Annotated in this window: 19 protein-coding genes; 15 read left to right on the top strand and 4 right to left on the bottom strand. The window is 35.1% G+C overall.

Translation table 11 applies throughout. The annotated features are described in order from the left end of the window. From rimO to J3U13_RS05710, 4 genes are all read right to left on the bottom strand, one after another. Positions 1 to 1,323, bottom strand: a complete 1,323-nt coding sequence (gene rimO, locus J3U13_RS05695; protein ID WP_267340724.1) for a 30S ribosomal protein S12 methylthiotransferase RimO — start codon at positions 1,321 to 1,323, stop codon at positions 1 to 3. Between the two features lie 194 nt (positions 1,324 to 1,517). Further along, positions 1,518 to 2,105, bottom strand: a complete 588-nt coding sequence (locus J3U13_RS05700) for a hypothetical protein (protein ID WP_267340726.1) — start codon at positions 2,103 to 2,105, stop codon at positions 1,518 to 1,520. After that, positions 2,106 to 2,687: a hypothetical protein gene (locus J3U13_RS05705; protein ID WP_267340728.1), complete on the bottom strand. Its 582-nt coding sequence runs from the start codon at positions 2,685 to 2,687 to the stop codon at positions 2,106 to 2,108. A gap of 478 nt (positions 2,688 to 3,165) precedes the next feature. Next, positions 3,166 to 4,086 (bottom strand): siderophore ABC transporter substrate-binding protein, encoded by a 921-nt coding sequence (locus J3U13_RS05710; protein ID WP_267340729.1) that lies wholly within the window; start codon positions 4,084 to 4,086, stop codon positions 3,166 to 3,168. Positions 4,087 to 4,254: 168 nt separating this feature from the next. Between J3U13_RS05710 and J3U13_RS05715 the strand changes: the two genes are divergently transcribed. The 15 genes from J3U13_RS05715 (at position 4,255) to J3U13_RS05785 (ending at position 16,146) form a co-directional block, all read left to right on the top strand. Continuing rightward, entirely contained in the window at positions 4,255 to 6,228 is a 1,974-nt protein-coding gene (locus J3U13_RS05715) for a TonB-dependent receptor domain-containing protein (RefSeq protein ID WP_267340730.1), read from the top strand. Positions 6,229 to 7,891: 1,663 nt separating this feature from the next. Continuing rightward, positions 7,892 to 8,590 (top strand): phage minor head protein, encoded by a 699-nt coding sequence (locus tag J3U13_RS05720; RefSeq protein WP_267340731.1) that lies wholly within the window; start codon positions 7,892 to 7,894, stop codon positions 8,588 to 8,590. Further along, positions 8,583 to 9,743, top strand: a complete 1,161-nt coding sequence (locus J3U13_RS05725; RefSeq protein ID WP_267340732.1) for a hypothetical protein — start codon at positions 8,583 to 8,585, stop codon at positions 9,741 to 9,743. The genes J3U13_RS05720 and J3U13_RS05725 overlap by 8 nt, the downstream gene beginning before the upstream one ends. 11 nt (positions 9,744 to 9,754) lie before the next feature. Next, positions 9,755 to 10,171, top strand: a complete 417-nt coding sequence (locus tag J3U13_RS05730; protein WP_267340733.1) for a hypothetical protein — start codon at positions 9,755 to 9,757, stop codon at positions 10,169 to 10,171. Positions 10,172 to 10,184: 13 nt separating this feature from the next. After that, positions 10,185 to 11,255, top strand: a complete 1,071-nt coding sequence (locus J3U13_RS05735) for a major capsid protein (RefSeq protein ID WP_267340734.1) — start codon at positions 10,185 to 10,187, stop codon at positions 11,253 to 11,255. A gap of 9 nt (positions 11,256 to 11,264) precedes the next feature. Continuing rightward, on the top strand, positions 11,265 to 11,591 hold the full coding sequence (locus J3U13_RS05740) for a hypothetical protein (RefSeq protein WP_267340736.1): 327 nt from the start codon (positions 11,265 to 11,267) through the stop codon (positions 11,589 to 11,591). A 4-nt stretch (positions 11,592 to 11,595) separates the two neighbouring features. Further along, on the top strand, positions 11,596 to 11,973 hold the full coding sequence (locus J3U13_RS05745; protein WP_267340737.1) for a DUF7370 family protein: 378 nt from the start codon (positions 11,596 to 11,598) through the stop codon (positions 11,971 to 11,973). Next, the gene (locus tag J3U13_RS05750) at positions 11,966 to 12,310 is read left to right on the top strand and encodes a hypothetical protein (protein ID WP_267340739.1); all 345 of its coding nucleotides are present in this window, start codon (positions 11,966 to 11,968) and stop codon (positions 12,308 to 12,310) included. The genes J3U13_RS05745 and J3U13_RS05750 overlap by 8 nt, the downstream gene beginning before the upstream one ends. 1 nt (position 12,311) lies before the next feature. Beyond that, positions 12,312 to 12,680, top strand: coding sequence for an HK97 gp10 family phage protein (locus tag J3U13_RS05755; RefSeq protein WP_267340740.1), 369 nt, complete (start codon positions 12,312 to 12,314; stop codon positions 12,678 to 12,680). A gap of 2 nt (positions 12,681 to 12,682) precedes the next feature. Next, positions 12,683 to 13,048, top strand: coding sequence for a hypothetical protein (locus J3U13_RS05760; protein ID WP_267340741.1), 366 nt, complete (start codon positions 12,683 to 12,685; stop codon positions 13,046 to 13,048). 131 nt (positions 13,049 to 13,179) lie between these two features. Beyond that, positions 13,180 to 13,728, top strand: a complete 549-nt coding sequence (locus J3U13_RS05765) for a hypothetical protein (RefSeq protein ID WP_267340742.1) — start codon at positions 13,180 to 13,182, stop codon at positions 13,726 to 13,728. A 59-nt stretch (positions 13,729 to 13,787) separates the two neighbouring features. Then, positions 13,788 to 14,117, top strand: coding sequence for a phage tail protein (locus J3U13_RS05770; RefSeq protein ID WP_267340744.1), 330 nt, complete (start codon positions 13,788 to 13,790; stop codon positions 14,115 to 14,117). Further along, positions 14,114 to 14,818 carry a phage minor tail protein L gene (locus J3U13_RS05775; protein ID WP_267340745.1) on the top strand — a complete coding sequence of 235 codons (705 nt, stop codon included), beginning with the start codon at positions 14,114 to 14,116 and terminating at the stop codon, positions 14,816 to 14,818. The genes J3U13_RS05770 and J3U13_RS05775 overlap by 4 nt, the downstream gene beginning before the upstream one ends. Positions 14,819 to 14,863: 45 nt before the next feature. Next, the gene (locus tag J3U13_RS05780) at positions 14,864 to 15,583 is read left to right on the top strand and encodes a C40 family peptidase (protein ID WP_267340746.1); all 720 of its coding nucleotides are present in this window, start codon (positions 14,864 to 14,866) and stop codon (positions 15,581 to 15,583) included. Between the two features lie 68 nt (positions 15,584 to 15,651). Further along, positions 15,652 to 16,146 carry a tail assembly protein gene (locus tag J3U13_RS05785; RefSeq protein ID WP_267340748.1) on the top strand — a complete coding sequence of 165 codons (495 nt, stop codon included), beginning with the start codon at positions 15,652 to 15,654 and terminating at the stop codon, positions 16,144 to 16,146. Positions 16,147 to 16,501: the final 355 nt, after the last annotated feature.

A 16,501-nucleotide genomic window follows, 5' to 3' on the forward strand; every position in this document is an offset into this window, starting at 1 on the left:
TTACCGTTTAACCGTTCCCCACAAATCATATTCATCAGAGTGCTCAATGATGACTTGAACAATATCACCTACTTTGACATCTTTTTCCTCATTTAAATAAACAACACCATCAATTTCAGGTGCATCCGCCATACTTCGACCTATTGCGCCTTCTTCATCGACTTCATCAATAATCACTGCTAAGGTTTTACCTATTTTAGCCTGTAATTTTTGCGTAGATATTTTTTGCTGTAACTGCATAAATCGATCAAATCGTTGTTGCTTGATTTCGTCTGGAATTTGATTAGCTAATTCATTTGCTACTGCACCTTCAACGGGGCTGTAAGGAAAACAACCAACTCGATCTAATTGCGCTTTTTCTAAAAAGTCGAGCAACAATTCAAAATCTTGTTCAGTCTCACCAGGATAACCAACAATAAAGGTTGAACGAAGAGTAATTTCTGGACAAATTTCACGCCAGTGATGAATTCGTTCAAGTGTTCTTTCAATTGTTCCAGGTCGTTTCATTGATTTTAAAATCGTTGGACTGGCATGCTGTAAAGGGACATCTAAATAAGGTAAGATTTTTCCTTCTGCCATTAAAGGAATCAAATCATCTACACTTGGATATGGATACATATAATGTAATCTTACCCATATACCAAGGCTTGATAATTGTTCACAGAGTGTTTGAATATTGGTTTTTAAAGGCGTACCATTCCAAAAGCTGGTACGATTTTTGATATCAATTCCATAAGCCGAGGTATCTTGTGCGATAACTAAAAGTTCTTTTACTCCGCTATCAACTAATCGTTTTGCTTCATCAAGTACATTTCCGATAGGGCGACTGACCATCTCTCCTCGTAAAGAAGGGATAATGCAAAATGTACAGCTATGGTTACAACCTTCTGAAATTTTTAAATAAGCATAATGTTTAGGTGTTAATTTAACGCCTTGCTCAGGAACTAAGCTGGTGAATGGGTTATATTCGGGTTTTGGGGCATATTTATTGACATGGTCAAGCACTGTTTCGTAGCTATGGGGACCAGAAATTTCAAGTACTTTTGGGTGTACGCTTCGGATCTGATCTTCTTTAGCTCCAAGGCAACCGGTAACAATCACTTTACCGTTTTCATCCAGCGCCTCACCAATAGCTTCAAGCGATTCTTGAACTGCGCTGTCAATAAATCCGCAGGTGTTAACAATCACCAGATCAGCATTTTCATAAGTAGGAACCACTTGATAACCTTGGGTACGTAATTCTGTTAATATTCGCTCTGAGTCAACCAAATTTTTAGGACAACCGAGGCTCACAAATCCAATTGTTGGTGATGATATATTCATAGTATTTGTAATAATTTTAAAATTTATAGAGGTTTTAGAGAATTTAAAAGTCTGTCAATTTAGATTTTGACAATAGGTAATCATTTTAACATATTTAAACTGATGCTAATAAAAATTTTTAGATTGTTATGATTTATATGATAAAAGATGATTAAAGACATGAGTCTAACATGTCATTAATCATATAAAGTAAATTATAATTTATCTTCAATAGGGACTGAAGGATCGCTCTCCTTGATTTTCGTTTTGGATTGATACTCTACAGTGGGTAATGTTGATAAACCATATTTAACGGTATAATATTGTAATTGTAAAGCAGTATAAGCTTGTTCTTTTTGAACTACATTTAATAAATGAGTAATCTTAATAAGACCATCTTCATATTGATCAGCCTCATCTTGATGAAATTTAATCTCTTTTTTTAACTCATTCATATCATTGAAAATATCTTGGGCTAATTCTGCGTTGGGTTGAGTTATGATTGTCTCGACTTTAATCGGTGAATCTGATTCAATGGCTGATATTCTTTGTGTAATCAAAGCTTGATTTATTTTTAACGTTTCAACTTTAACTTCAATTAGTGTTTTAATTAAACCACCGGAATAGTTTTCAAGCTCTTTTTGTGAATTATCGATTTCGTCTGAAATTTTGGATAATTCTTCATTCAATTCAATAAGTTTTTGTTTTTCATTTTCACTTAACTCTTTTTTACAACTGAATAAAAATAAAGAAAAAATTGCAATTATAACAATACCTATTTTAGTTTTATTAAACATGTTCATTTAAAGTCCTTTTTCTATTTTCATTTGATTTTGCTTTGTTTCTATTTCTCTATATTTAGAGTGGAGATCCGATTCATAAATAATTTGTAATTCACCTTGTCCGCGACTAGATCCTTCGATTTCTAATCCAATTTGGAATTGGGCAAAATAGGAAGAATAACTACCACAACCTGTATATTTTAAACACTGATAAAACTCATCAATTTCTTTATATAATTTTAATCCTATTTTTTCAATAGATTCCGGTTTGCCATATTTTTTTGTTAAAACTTTTTTATATTTAAAATATTCTTCTTTACCCTTAGTGCCATAAGGATCGTCTTTTATTTTTTCTCTTAATACTACTTTCATAAGACCTAAATCTTTATGGACAAGTACCATATAAGAATCAAAATTTGGTAGAGTCATTGGTGGTTCAGTTAATTCATAAAATATTATATCATCTGAGACATATACTTTTTTTGCTTTATACTTTGAGACAACATCAGCGTCTGATTCACCCCATGTTAAACCTATCGGTGCATCAATCTTTGCATAAGCTATAAAAGAAAAGAATATTGAAATTAGAAACAGTTTTTTCATTAAATTTTATCCCATAAACATCCTATCTGTTTTAATTGTATACATTAAATTAAAATTATCAATAAGTTAATAAACTAAAATATAAAATTATTCTATTAAAATCCTATTTTAAGATTATAAAATAAACTATTGGATGATTAATGTGTTTATATGAGTAAAAAAAATTAGTTGGAAATAGAAAATTAATTTATGATAAAAATAGGTTACTATAATGGATTGATTATTAGGTTGGTCAAACGAACTAAAGTTATATCAAACCGTCATTTTTGTACCAAACATTTTATTATTAATGAATATTTTTTGATATTGTTTTTAATTAACAAAATAAAAAGCAGTTATGATAATATTGCGTATGATACCAAAATTTTAGAATGAATGTGAAGAACAATCACAGAATTAATCAAGATAGTCACATAATAAAAAAGCCCTTAATAACTGCATAAGGGCAATATGAAGTTAAACAACTAACTTAACAATTTTAATTTAGACCGTTAATTACTTCATCAATTTGGCGATTTAAACTTTCCGCACCGCCACCAGATAAATACCAAAGATCTGGTGTAAGATAAACCACTTCAGTTTTGCTTGTAGCTAATACTTTTGCATCAAAGAAATCATCTTTCATCGCTGTCTGACCAATTGCTTTGCTACGGTCAACGACATAAATAATATCGGGTTTAATAGTACTAACGTAATTATTATCAATAAAAATTGGTTTTGGTTTATCACCAGCATTCATTGATTGAATAAAAAATGGAACAGCGCGTTTTACTTTTAAAACATCATGAATTAATGCTGCACTTGAACTTGCATTAATCAAAATCATTTTACCATCGTTATGGATTGCAACAATTGCTTTTTTGGGATTTGATTGAGCAACAGATTGAGCGTTGGTTATTTTTATATTAAGAGCTTGAATTAGATTACTGGCGTTTTGTTTGGTGTCGGTAATCTCAGCTAATACATTAATGTGATTTTTGGTTGATTCAAGGTAGTTTTTTGCATCTACACTTAAATTAATTACAGGGGCAATTTTTGATAATTCTTTAGTTCGACTAGCTTGACGACCATCTATAATAATCAGTTGTGGTTTAGCTTGTTTAATTGCATCTATACTTGGTTCTTTCATATTACCTGTGTCAGCAATGTTTGCATTTTTATACTGCTCAAGATAAGAAGGTAAAACAGAGAGAGGGGCTCCTACAACAATTGAACCTTGACCTAAAGCATCTAAAGTGTCTAGCGCACCATAGTTCATTACGACAACTTTACTGGGCGACTTAGGTACTACAACAGTTTGATTATTATCTGTAGTTACCGTCATTGAAGATTGGCAACCCGTTAATCCTAAGACAAGTGCAGCTAATGTGCTCAATAATAATTTTTTCTTGGTATTCATGTTGGTTCCTTTGATTATGATGCAAATGATAACTATTATTATTTAAAGCGTATAATTTGTCTAGCAATAAATAATTTTTTGAAAAGATATTGATAACTATTCTCATATGGTATATTGTACATTTGGATTGAGGTTGAAAATATCAATATAAATAATAGGGTTATATAAATGAATACTAAATTCAAATTGGCAATACATGTCATTAACACCGGTCTTTTATTGTCATTGTCAGACATAGCTATGGCAGTAAGCAATAAAGACACTGATACCATGGTGGTGACAGCATCAGGATTTTCACAACAAATCAAAGAAGCACCAGCAACAATCTCAGTAATCACGCCAGAAGAAATTAGCAAAAAACCTTATCGTGATGTGACTGATGCACTTAAAGATATTCCTGGTGTTACAATTACTGGTGGCGGTGATTCGACCGATATTAGTATTCGAGGTATGGATGCCAAGTACACTTTATTATTAATTGATGGTAAGAAAGTTAGCACTCGTGAAACAAGACCCAATAGTGATAATTCAGGTTTTGAACAAGGTTGGTTACCTCCTTTAACCGCTATAGAGCGTATTGAAGTTGTAAGGGGACCAATGTCATCATTATATGGTTCGGATGCTATGGGTGGAGTAATTAACATTATTACAAAGAAAGTCTCAAAAGAATGGCATAATGGTTTACGAATTGAATCAATAATTCCTTACCGTGCAGATGAAAAAAATACCTATACTGGAAGTTTTTCCACCATGGGACCTATTATAGATGATATTTTGGGTATACAATTATATGGTCAATATAGCAAACGTCATGAAGATGAATTTTTAAATGGTCATTCAGAACAAAAACTACGAAGTATAAATGGGAAATTATCGCTTAATGCTTCTGACTCACAAAAATTTGATTTAGATTTTGGTCGTACCCTACAAAATAGTAATGCATCAGCAGGAAAAACAAGACCTATTAGTCGTGGTAATTTCGATCGAGATAATCGTCGAAACTCTTTTGCTTTAACTCATAATGGTCTATTTGGTGATGTATCTACGACATCTTTTATTGCTCATGAAGGGAATAATAACCCAGAAAGAAAAATGAAAATTCGTAATACTGATGTTGACTCACGTATGACAATCCCATTTTCAATCAATATGTTAACCATTGGCGGTACATATACTTATCAAGAGCTTCATGATAATGGCAATCAGTTAAAGAAAACTTTAACAAAAATCGATCGTTGGAATTATGCCTTGTTTGCTGAGGATGAGTTACGTATTTTAGACAATTGGAATTTAACATTGGGCCTTCGCTATAATAAAGATGAAAACTATGGTCATAACTGGAATCCAAGGGTTTATAGTGTCTGGAATATTGATGATAACTTTACTATAAAAGGTGGCTATTCAACAGGATTTGCACCACCTCAACTGCGTCAAGTTGTCTCAGACTGGGGACAAGTTACCGGAGGTTCAGGAACAGGTAATAAAGGGATGATAATGGGTAATCCAGATCTGAAACCTGAAAAAACGAATGAATTCGAAATGGGTATTGGTTATACCAATGAATACGGTATTGATGCCTCTGCAACAGCCTTCTATACCAAATATAAAGATAAAATCCAATCCTATTATATTTGCCGTGGTACAGCTGGTTCAAAAAATTGTCAAATTCCTGGATATAAAGAAAAATTCGATTTTGTACAAGGACGAGAAAATGTCGATAAGGCCGATCTTAAAGGTCTTGAATTTTCATTTAAAACACCATTGTTTACTAATTTCTTATTAAGTTCCAATTACTCTTGGATCAAAACTGAACAAAAAACCGGTAAAAATAAGGGTAAACCTTTGAACCGTACACCTAAACAAAAATTTAATACTCAGATTGATTGGAACATAACACAACATTGGGATTTATGGACTAAGGTTGCATATTATGGAGCAGAAAATACAACGGATCGAAGTGGCAAGAAAATTGAATATCCAGGTTATACTTTCTGGGATGTAGGTGCATCTTTTCAAATAAATAAGAATACTAAGGTTTATGGTGGTATTTATAACTTATTTGACAAAGATGTTTCTAACGATGACTTTGGTAAATCTCTAGAAGGTCGACGTTACTTCGTGGGTACCGAGATTAATTTCTAAGTGAATTGAATTCATAATTATTTACTATAATACAAAGATGACTATTCAAAAAGTCATCTTTATTACTTGTGCTAAATTCCATTCTATTTATTCTTTTAATAAAGAATAGAATTTATGTTCAATAATTTATAATATGGTATAGCAAAGTTTTAAAGGGTAATTTAAAACTAATTCTAACATATTAATTTAAATCAGTATTATAAATTTTATAATTTGTTTTTGAACGGTAAAAACTTAAGTTATTTATTAAAATCGTCATAGCTATAATGTTTAACTCAGCTATTTTTAATTACTTAAATAGCTAATAAGTGCTATAAATATCTTGATTCTAAAAATTAATTAGAAAAATGGTGGAAATTTTATAGTTAATATTTAAATATAAAACAAAATGTTATAACTTGAATGTTCCCTGTGTAAGCAGGGATAAACCGTGTTCGGGGAAATCTGTTATTCAAATTTTATTAGTGCTTTTTTATACACAGGGATAAACCGTTTTTGGCTGAGTATTCTGTTGACGATAACAAGTGTTCCCTGTACTAAAATGGATAAATCGATGAGGGGTCCTCTGCATATGCCATTCTTCCTCTTAATGTTTCCAGTTTACATGAATAAGTTAAAAAAAGTACTGATGTCAGTGAGATTAACTAAATCAAGCAGATAGAAACAATGGTTGAATAAATGTAGAAGGGTGTAATAAGACCTCTTTTATGAAAGCTCTAATTAAAAAATTGATTAGTAGATAACAGGGTATACAATAATATTATTTTCATTGATGTAAATATGAGTTCATAATTACAATAGTATTAAATGGTTAAGTGCTGAATTTATGGTAAAAACACAAAAGAGTTCGAAATCCATTTTTAAATAAAACTAGTAATTTTATTAATTAGCGCAGTTTTATTCGTTTACAAATAAATTTTTTGTGTTAACTCGTGATGAGAATAACTTGAAAATATTGATTAAAACTTCGTTAAAAATGGATTTTATTACTATAAATTAAATCCTAAGGTCAATTTTTTCCATTCTTGTAATCCTCCCAATACTTACAGGTCTATTCTCTATTTAATCAAAAAATTAAATAAGATAGCCAAAACTAGTCTACTCTCGATTTTATTTTACGTCAGTTTCAACCTAGCAAGGTAACAGTGGAATAATAGCTCACACAGATAGCTGTATCTATGATAAATATAGAGGTATAGCTCAAATCCATAACCGCTTAAGATATAAAGTATCACTTCCATTAAATTGGAATTCAGAGGAATCGATAGCAGGATCGTAGTTGTTAAATGTATAACAATTATCGGATATTTTTTAAAGTCAATTAGAAGTATAGATTTATAATAATATTCATATATGATAAAGGATGCTATTCATATGGATTAGGTGATTAAGTTTTGAAAAATAGGATTTAACAATAATTGATTTGAATAAAGGCAAATTATTATTTATTTCACCTCAGTTTTTCCCCTTTATTAAAATTGTGATGAAGATTAATTCTTTTGAAGCCTTTTCGCATAAGGCTTTAGGATGGTACGCCCGGGTGGACTCGAACCACTGACCCTCACCGAATCAAGGTTACATCTTCCGTTAAGGTGTGATTTATCAAGCCAATTCAAACTATATCTATGACATTTCGCCAAACGACTTAGAAGCGTTATTGGCAATGGTTCAGGACATATTAGACGAATACTTGCTTGAGGGTGGGCGCGATGAATTTTGGATGTTATCGACAATTGAGAACGAATACCAGCGGGGCACTCACTCCGCCTATACTAATTTAGCGCAGCAATCCGCTTATTATGCAGAGCAAACAGCCTTTGTAACTTTATTGTCAAGACCTGCATACCTAAATCAAATTAAACAAGCCTTTTTATTAACTTTCAGCGACTGGAAGGGATTAACCGAAGCTGCAAAAGCAGATTTATGCCATGTTTTAGCTAGCGCTATAGCAAGAGGTATCAATCCAAGAGAAACCGCTCAAATTATCAGTAAACGACTTGATGTTTCAATGTCTAAAGCTAAAGCTTTAGCTCAAACCGAACAATTAAGAGGGTATCGTCAATCCATTTGGAATGAAACTGAATGGACTACTGAAAGATTAGGTTTGAGGGTCGGCTTGTTGCATATGTCTGCAAAACTTATAACCAGCCGATTAACTCATGTTTATTGGGACGGAAGAATAAGAACGGTTGAAGAGGTGAGGAATTGGTATGAGGAGGGCGGCAACGCCTTTAATTGCCATTGCTCGCAAATACCGATATTGCTCAATGAAAAAGGTGAGCCTTTTAATAAATTTGTAATAGAGAAACTTAGTAAGGAGCGTGAAGAATGGCTCAAAGAGAGGGCAAAAACTGATGAATAAAGTTACGGTTAATGTGCTTTCGGTTATTAATAAATCATCAAAAATCACGAAAGAATCAATCAACAATAAAGAGCATTTTATCATTCGCGATGTCGTCCCAGTTGTTGATGATGTTGTGATGAATAATGGTTTATATCCGAAAGATGAAATAGACAAAAGTTATATGTCAATAAACGGCAACTTGATGCCAATTGGACACCCTAAAGTCAATGGTCAATTTGTGTCGGCAAGCAATGCTAAAGCTATTAACGAATATTACGGTGGTGCATGGGCTGAAAATGTCCACAAAGATAATGACAAAGTGTTACTTGATTGTTATGTGGATATTGAATTTGCAAAAAATCACGAGAAAGGCAAGCAACTTCTAAATAGGTTAGAAAGCATGATGAATGGTGAGGATGCTAATCCTATTCATGTATCTACTGGATTAATTCTAAACAAGGTATATCAGTCTGGAAAATCAAAGGGCAAAGCTTATGATTGGGTGGCTACTAATATGCATTTTGACCATGTGGCTATCCTTCTGAACGAACAAGGCGCGGCTACTCCAAGCGAGGGAGTGGGCATGTTCGTGAACTCAGATGGTGAATATCAGATTGAGAATGCCAATCTAGATGATTTAGAAGCAACACCCTCCAACTTATTATTAACAATTCAGAATACATTATCTGAAGCGCTAAAAAAATTCAAATTTAACAAAAAAGAGGAAATAGGCCCAATGAAAGAGAAGATCTTACAGGTGTTAAGCGCCAAAGGGATTAAAACCGACGGCTTAGATGATGAGCAGTTATTAACTGCACTTAACGAGCAAGTCGCTAAAGAGGCTATCGATAAAAAGAAAACTGATGAAGATGAAGAAAAAAAGAAAAAGAAGGATGAAGAACAAAATAGCGAACAGACGCCGAAATGGGCTAAGACGCTAATTGATAAAGTTAATATCCTAGAGCAGATAGTAAGTGTAAATGCAGCAGCTGAAGAAAAAACCATGCGTGAAGCCGTAAAAGCTGCGTTTGGTATACCAGAAACAGCCGTCAATGAGATTAAAGGCGATGCTCTGAGTGCGTTATATGCGAAATGTCAGAAATCGGTACCAGTTAATAGCGCCTACAGTGCATCTAACAGCAATCAATCAATCTGCGAAATGCCAGAATAAGGAGAATTTTAATGACTAAAAGAGTTATTCATGCGGGTGGTGTATTCACTAACCCAACGTTAAACCGCGAAGGTAAAGCTGCTGTTAGTTTTATGCCTGGTACGATATGTATCTTTGAGAACGGTAAAGTTAAACCAGCTTTAGATGATACAGAAGAAGGCATTAAGTATGTTGCTAACTATGATTATCTACGTGGTAAAGACGTAAAAAGCGCAATTAAATTAGGAGATTGGGTTGTTTGTATGCATCCAACTCAAGGCACGTTTTACAATGTTACCGCTAATGCTGGTGTTTATAAAAAAAATGACCCATTACAAATTATCGAAGGACAAGTAACGATGGGCGGCGATGCGTCATCTCAATTTTTTGCAGAAGAAACAATCACTATCACAACAGCTGGTGATTTACTGCGTGTTGTAGTGAAGTAAGGATAATTAATCAATGTTTTATTTTTCTAAAAAAGAAGCTGAAAAACGGGGTTTTGTAGATGCTCAAAATGCTCAATTTGCAGCATTAGCCGAAGCAAGGCGGGCGGGGATGCAATCGGTTGCCGACTTTATCAATCAAAGCCGAGGTAATAATAACGCTAATGATTACCTGAATGTAACTAATGCAATTGATGATATTAGACGCCTATATAAAGCTCAAGACGCTGTTGTGTTAAAGGAGTTTGAGCCAAACACTGAATTTACCGTGTTGAATGATTTAATGGGCTTCTCTCGTTCTGTTCGTATTGATGAATCTGTCTATGAATATGCTAAAACAGGAGGTGGCGGTAGTGCGCATACTTCTATGTCAGGTCAAGTCGGTGCGTTATTAAATGCAACTATCTATGCTTTCGATGGAACTATTGTTCCAATTCATGATACAGGTTTCAAATTCCCATGGCGTGACCCTATTTTTGGTAAAGGCTCAGCATTGCAATCCTTAGCGGATGCGCAAGAAAACTCAGTAAAAATTGTTCGTCGTAAATATGTTGATTATATCTTTGACGGTTTTAAAGATGAAGATGGTAATTTTATCGTGTTTGATAAAAAAACTTGGAAAGGTTTTAAATACGATGAACGAGTTCAACAAGTTACCTTAGCTTTTGATTTCGCCAATAGCAAAGACCCAGCCAAAATTCGTGCTGAAGCCATCAAACTTCGCGATGCTTTAAAGGTTTCTAATAAGCAATACGCTAAACAAACTTGGTACGTTTCTGCGGAGATCATGTCGAATTGGGAGCAATACTTTGACAGCAACCAAATTCGCACCGTTTTAGAAGAAATTAAAAAACTTTCAGGCATCGAAGATATCAAAGAAGATAGCAAGTTAACAGGTAATCAAATTCTTATTATTCCTTTAGGAGCTGGCATTATTGCTCCAATTGTTGGGCAAGCGTTTGGTACTGTTGCCGATCCTCGACTTTATTATAACTCTGACTATGTTTGGCGCACATGGAGTGCTGCTGGAATAATGGTTAAAACCGATATTAACGGCAATCATTCTGTTATTTTCGCATCAAGTTAAGGAGTAATAATGAAAGTTAAAGTACTAACAGCCAATATTATGGTTGACTATAAGAAAGTTGAAAAGGGGCGGGTTATTGACCTGTCAAAAGACATCGCAGAACGATTTATTAAAGCAGAACTAGTTGAATCTATTGTTGAGACCACAAAGGAAAAAGTTGAACCACTTATTGTGATTGTCGATGGAAAAGAGTTCAATTTAGCTAATAAAACAGGAAAAAACCTCGCCGAATTTGCAACGCAGTATAAATTAGAGGGTCAACGCAAAGAAGAGACAGTGCAAGAGTTTGCTGAGCGTCTTAAGGCTGAATACGAAGCCAGTCTAACAAAGGAGTAAATAAATGTCTCAACTTATAGATAAATCAGAAGCAAAATCCTTTATCTCTGAGTTGGGCTTTTCTATTCCTGATTCAGTATTAGAACTATTAATTGAACAAGTTGGCAAACATGATGCTTGCTTATCTCAATACGGTAATGTCACGGCAAAGCTATTGTCGTTATATGCTGTTGCTAGATTGGCTTCATTGTCTGGTGCAAGGAAAATATCATCGCAGGGTTCGCCAAGTGGCGCTAGTCGTTCATTTACATACGATAACAATGGCACGGACTATTTACTAACTCAGATTCGGGCATGGGATAAAAATAATTGCCTGTCGGATTTACCGTTAGATAGTGGACGCGTGGGCTTCTTTGCAGTTGTTGGAGGTTGTAATGAGTAGCGCAGCTAATTGGGCATATACAGCTATAGCTACGATTTGGCGCGCTTCTGGCGTAAATGAGTATGGCGCTAAGGTCTTTCATCCTCCAGAGCTAATTTATTGCGATTATGGTCTTGAGTCTGCAACTAGGTTAGGCGATATCGGAACAGGGTTTGTTATTAAAAACACATTCTGGACTGAATACGCTTTAGCCAATGAGGGTGATTTTATCTTGATTGGTAAATTCACGGAACTTGATCCAATCAGAGCTGGCGCAGATGAAATTAAGCACATTGCTCGATATGCAGACACATTCGAGCGACTAGCGGATGATTATACATTGATAACAGGAGTTTGATATGGGCATTAAGGTTAGTGGTGTTAGAGATTGTATAAATCGATTAAATACCATAGTTGGTGATGTTCAAGCTAGAAAATCAGTAAGAGCCATACAGTCTGCCTTATTGATCGGTGGTACCCGTGCTGCATTATATACGCCGATTGATACCTCAACACTACTCAATAGCCAATATCGTGAAATGTTCATAAATGGTAATCGCTTAACGGGTCGCGTTGGTTATTCGGCTAATTATGCAGCATATGTTCATGATCCGAATCGATCAATGAAATTTAAGCGATCAACTGCTAAAAAAGAATTCTTGTATAAAGGGTTTGAGGATGAAAAGGCAACTATCGACCAAGCTGTCCGCAGGGAGATGAAATTGTGAAAATGTACAAGCGAGTAGCTGAATATCTCAAAAATGCCGGATTATTAGGTGGCTTTGAGGTTCAGTATCTAAAATGGCGTGATACGAAAAATAAAAGCAGCAAGTTCATTGTATTTCGACCCAATGGCGGTTCAATACTTAAAACCGATTTAGGTAATGAGTATTACACGTTAATAGATTTAATCGGCGCAGTAAATGACATTGAAACAATAGATAATGACACATCGATAATAGCTGATTACATCAAAAACAATCCTTACACCAATAGCACAGGGCTTATTCAGATAGTAGGAGCAATCCCCTCACCGGTGGCAACTGAAGAGGACAGGCTTGTTTATCGATTAATGGTTTCATGCAGATTTGGTTAGTAATTTAGAAAACAATTTATATCCCGCCTTGAGCGGGATTTTTTATTTTATAGGAGTTAAAAAATGGCAGAATGTTCAGAACAAAACAGCCAATAAATAACATACTATTAACGAAAAATTAAGGAGATAGTATGAAAAAGTTAGTTATTTTTATTTTATTTATTTTGATATTAATATCAGCATTTTTAATTTATGTGGCTGCCACTATTAGTGATAATGATGTTTTTTTGTATGACCTGAAACAGCGTTGCTCATTTGCAACAAAACAAAGAATGGTATCGCCGTCTTCTTATAAAATTTTAGATTCGTCTTTATCCAGTAGAAATTATTGGAGCAACGACAGGATTGAACAATATTTTTCAGGAAGTGAAGCGATAAGAGCTTTGAAAGATGATTACAATGATCCTCAGAATTTTTATGATATAACAGCTATAGTTAAATTTTCCTCCAAAAATAAAATGGGGGTTGATTTAGTAGGATATTCTTCTTGTGAATATTTTATTGCTAATACCTACAAGCCAATCATTGTTGATGTAGGAGGTATAGATATAGATGGGCACGTTTTTAGTAAAGACAGTTTGGATTATATGTTTGCTGAGTCAACCTTAAAAAAATATACGCCTGAATATTCATTAATGGATAAAATAAAAATGCTAATGAATATGGAATTTAATTATTGACTATCAACGCAATTTAATCAAACCACCTTCGGGTGGTTTTTTTATACTTGGAGAAAATTATGGAGACATTCCATTGGAGACCTCAAAACGGCTCTACTGCGTCGGTAGCACCTAAAGTAAGAGATATTCGGTTCGGTGACAGCTATGCGCAACGTTTTCCGGATGGTATTAACAATGACTTGCGGTCATATAGTGTTTTGTTTGTTGGTTTAACTGAAGATATCGATTTAATCGAAGATTTTTTAACAAGGCATAATGCAGTTAAATCGTTTTTGTGGACAGAGCCTAATACTCACAAAACCATCAAGGTGGTTTGTAAAACTTGGACGCCAACCCCTAATGGTACGGTTAAAACAATTTCTGCAACGTTTGAAGAGGTGGTCGCATGATCCCAAAAAATATGCTATGCGATATTACAAAACTTGAAGCTGGCGCAATTATCGAATTATTCGATATCGACTTAAGTGAAATCGTTGGACATAAAGCAGTTTTGCGAGTTCATAACGGATTAAATGAACTAAGACGGGCTATTATATGGCAGGGCAACGAGTACGAGCCATACCCAATTAAAGCGCAAGGTTTTGAACGTAGCGGACAAGGAACAAGTAACCGCCCAACGCTTACAGCCAGTAATGCTTATGGCATTTTAAATGGTCTAATTGAGAGTTATGAAGGCATGATTGGTGCCGTGGTAACAAGACATGAGGTATTAGTTAAATATTTAGACGCTATCAATTTTGCAAATGGTAATAAACATGCGGACCCGCATTGTGAAATTGTCTCTAATTATATATTGGAGCAAGTCAAACAACAAACATCACGGGTAGTTGTATTTGAATTAGCGCTGCCTTGTGAATCTGACGGCGCCATGTTGCCTAAACGCATCATTATTGCCAATACATGCGGTTGGATTTATCGCAGTACTGAATGCGGATATACAGGGGGCGCAGTTGCTGATGAGTTTGATCAACCAACGGATGATATCACACGGGACAAATGCAGTAGATGTGTGGCTGGGTGCAAACTAAGGTTTGGCCAAAACGGTATTCTTCCCTTTGGGGGATTTCCAACAGCAGCCAAATTATCCTAATCCCCTCTTTCCAGTTTTACAAACCACTCCAAAATTAGATAAACAATGAAAACAGAAATACTTAATCACGCAAATTCTTGCGGTGAGGCAGAGTGCTGTGGTCTTGTTATTGGTAATAAAACCTACATGCCATGCAATAACATCTCAGCCACACCAACAGAAACATTCGAAATATCACCGGACGACTGGATAAGAGCTGAAGAAAAAGGCGAGATCACAGCGGTTGTACATTCTCACCTTAACGGAGTTCCGATTCTCAGTGAAGCGGACCAAATTTCCCAAATCCGTACGGCTGTTGATTGGTGGCTGGTATGTGATAACCAAATTCATAAGTTTAGGTACATAAAACCGTTATTAGGTCGCGAGTTTCAACATGGTAAAACCGATTGCCTATCAATAATTAGAGATGCCTACATGCTGACTGGCATTGATTTACCTAATTATGAACGTAAGGATGATTGGTGGCATACAGGTCAAAATCTCTATTTAGATTTACTACCTAAAAATAATTTTGAGCGCGTTGAGTTAGAAAGGCTTCAGGCGGGAGATGTTATTCTCGTTTGCCTTGGCTCAGAAATTCCCAATCATGCAGCTCTCTACATTGGCGATCAACAAATTTTACATCATTGTCCTAACCGAATGTCCAAACGGGATTTATATGACGGTTTTTGGTTCAGTTATACACACTCAGTATGGAGACACAAAAAATGGCAAAAATATGCCTTTACGGCGATCTTAAACAATATGGCAATAGATTCCATATGAATGTTGACACAGCAGCAGAGGGATTGAATGGACTTTACTCTTAAATTAATGGGTTAAGGAAACGAATTATGGAGGGTTGGTTTCATGTTCGTATCAATGGCGTTAATTTGACGCATGACACTTTACAGATTGGGTTACATAGTCGTTTACCTAAAAAAGCCGTTATTCATATAGTCCCACATGTAGTTGGAGCAAAAACCGGAGGTTTATTTGGATTTATTGCAGGTACAGCGTTAGTTGTTGCAGGTATAGCAGTAGGAATTTCAACGGGAGTGGGTTTCGCGATGGTTGCCGCCGGAGCAGGTTTAGGGATCGGCGGTTTTTCACAAATGTTAACACGACTTCCGAAAACAGAGAAAACTTCAAGTGACAGCAATAAAAATACGTATTTCTCAAACCTTGATAATACGATGGCTCAGGGAACAGCGGTGCCAGTGATATTTGGTAGAGTAAAAACTGGTTCAAAGACCATTTCGCGAGGACTGGAAACTAAGGATGAGGTAAAAGAAAACATTGGCGATAAGCCTATACTTCGCCCAATAAAGGAGCGTTCAAATGGGTAAAAGTTCGGGGAAAAGCAAATCCCCGTATGAAGCTCCGGACAATCTTCAATCAAATCAGGAGCTGCGCATTATTGATATGTTGGGCGAGGGACAGATTCGAGGCATAGTAGGTGGGCTAAAGGGTGTTTTTTTAAACGATACACCAGTTCAAACGCCTGAAGGTAATTTTAATTTTAAGGGTGTTGAAATTGATTGGGTAAACGGAACACAATCACAATCACCTTTGAAAGGTTTTTCTTATACCGAAAACGAAATTCCAGTTAATCTCCAGATCAAAACCACCGCCCCAATTACAAGGACAATCACAGATCCGAATATTGATCGGGTTAGGGTTACCGTTGGCGTGTCGGCGCTA

It is taken from the genome of Gilliamella sp. B2887 (genome assembly GCF_026537015.1).
Classification (GTDB): domain Bacteria; phylum Pseudomonadota; class Gammaproteobacteria; order Enterobacterales; family Orbaceae; genus Gilliamella.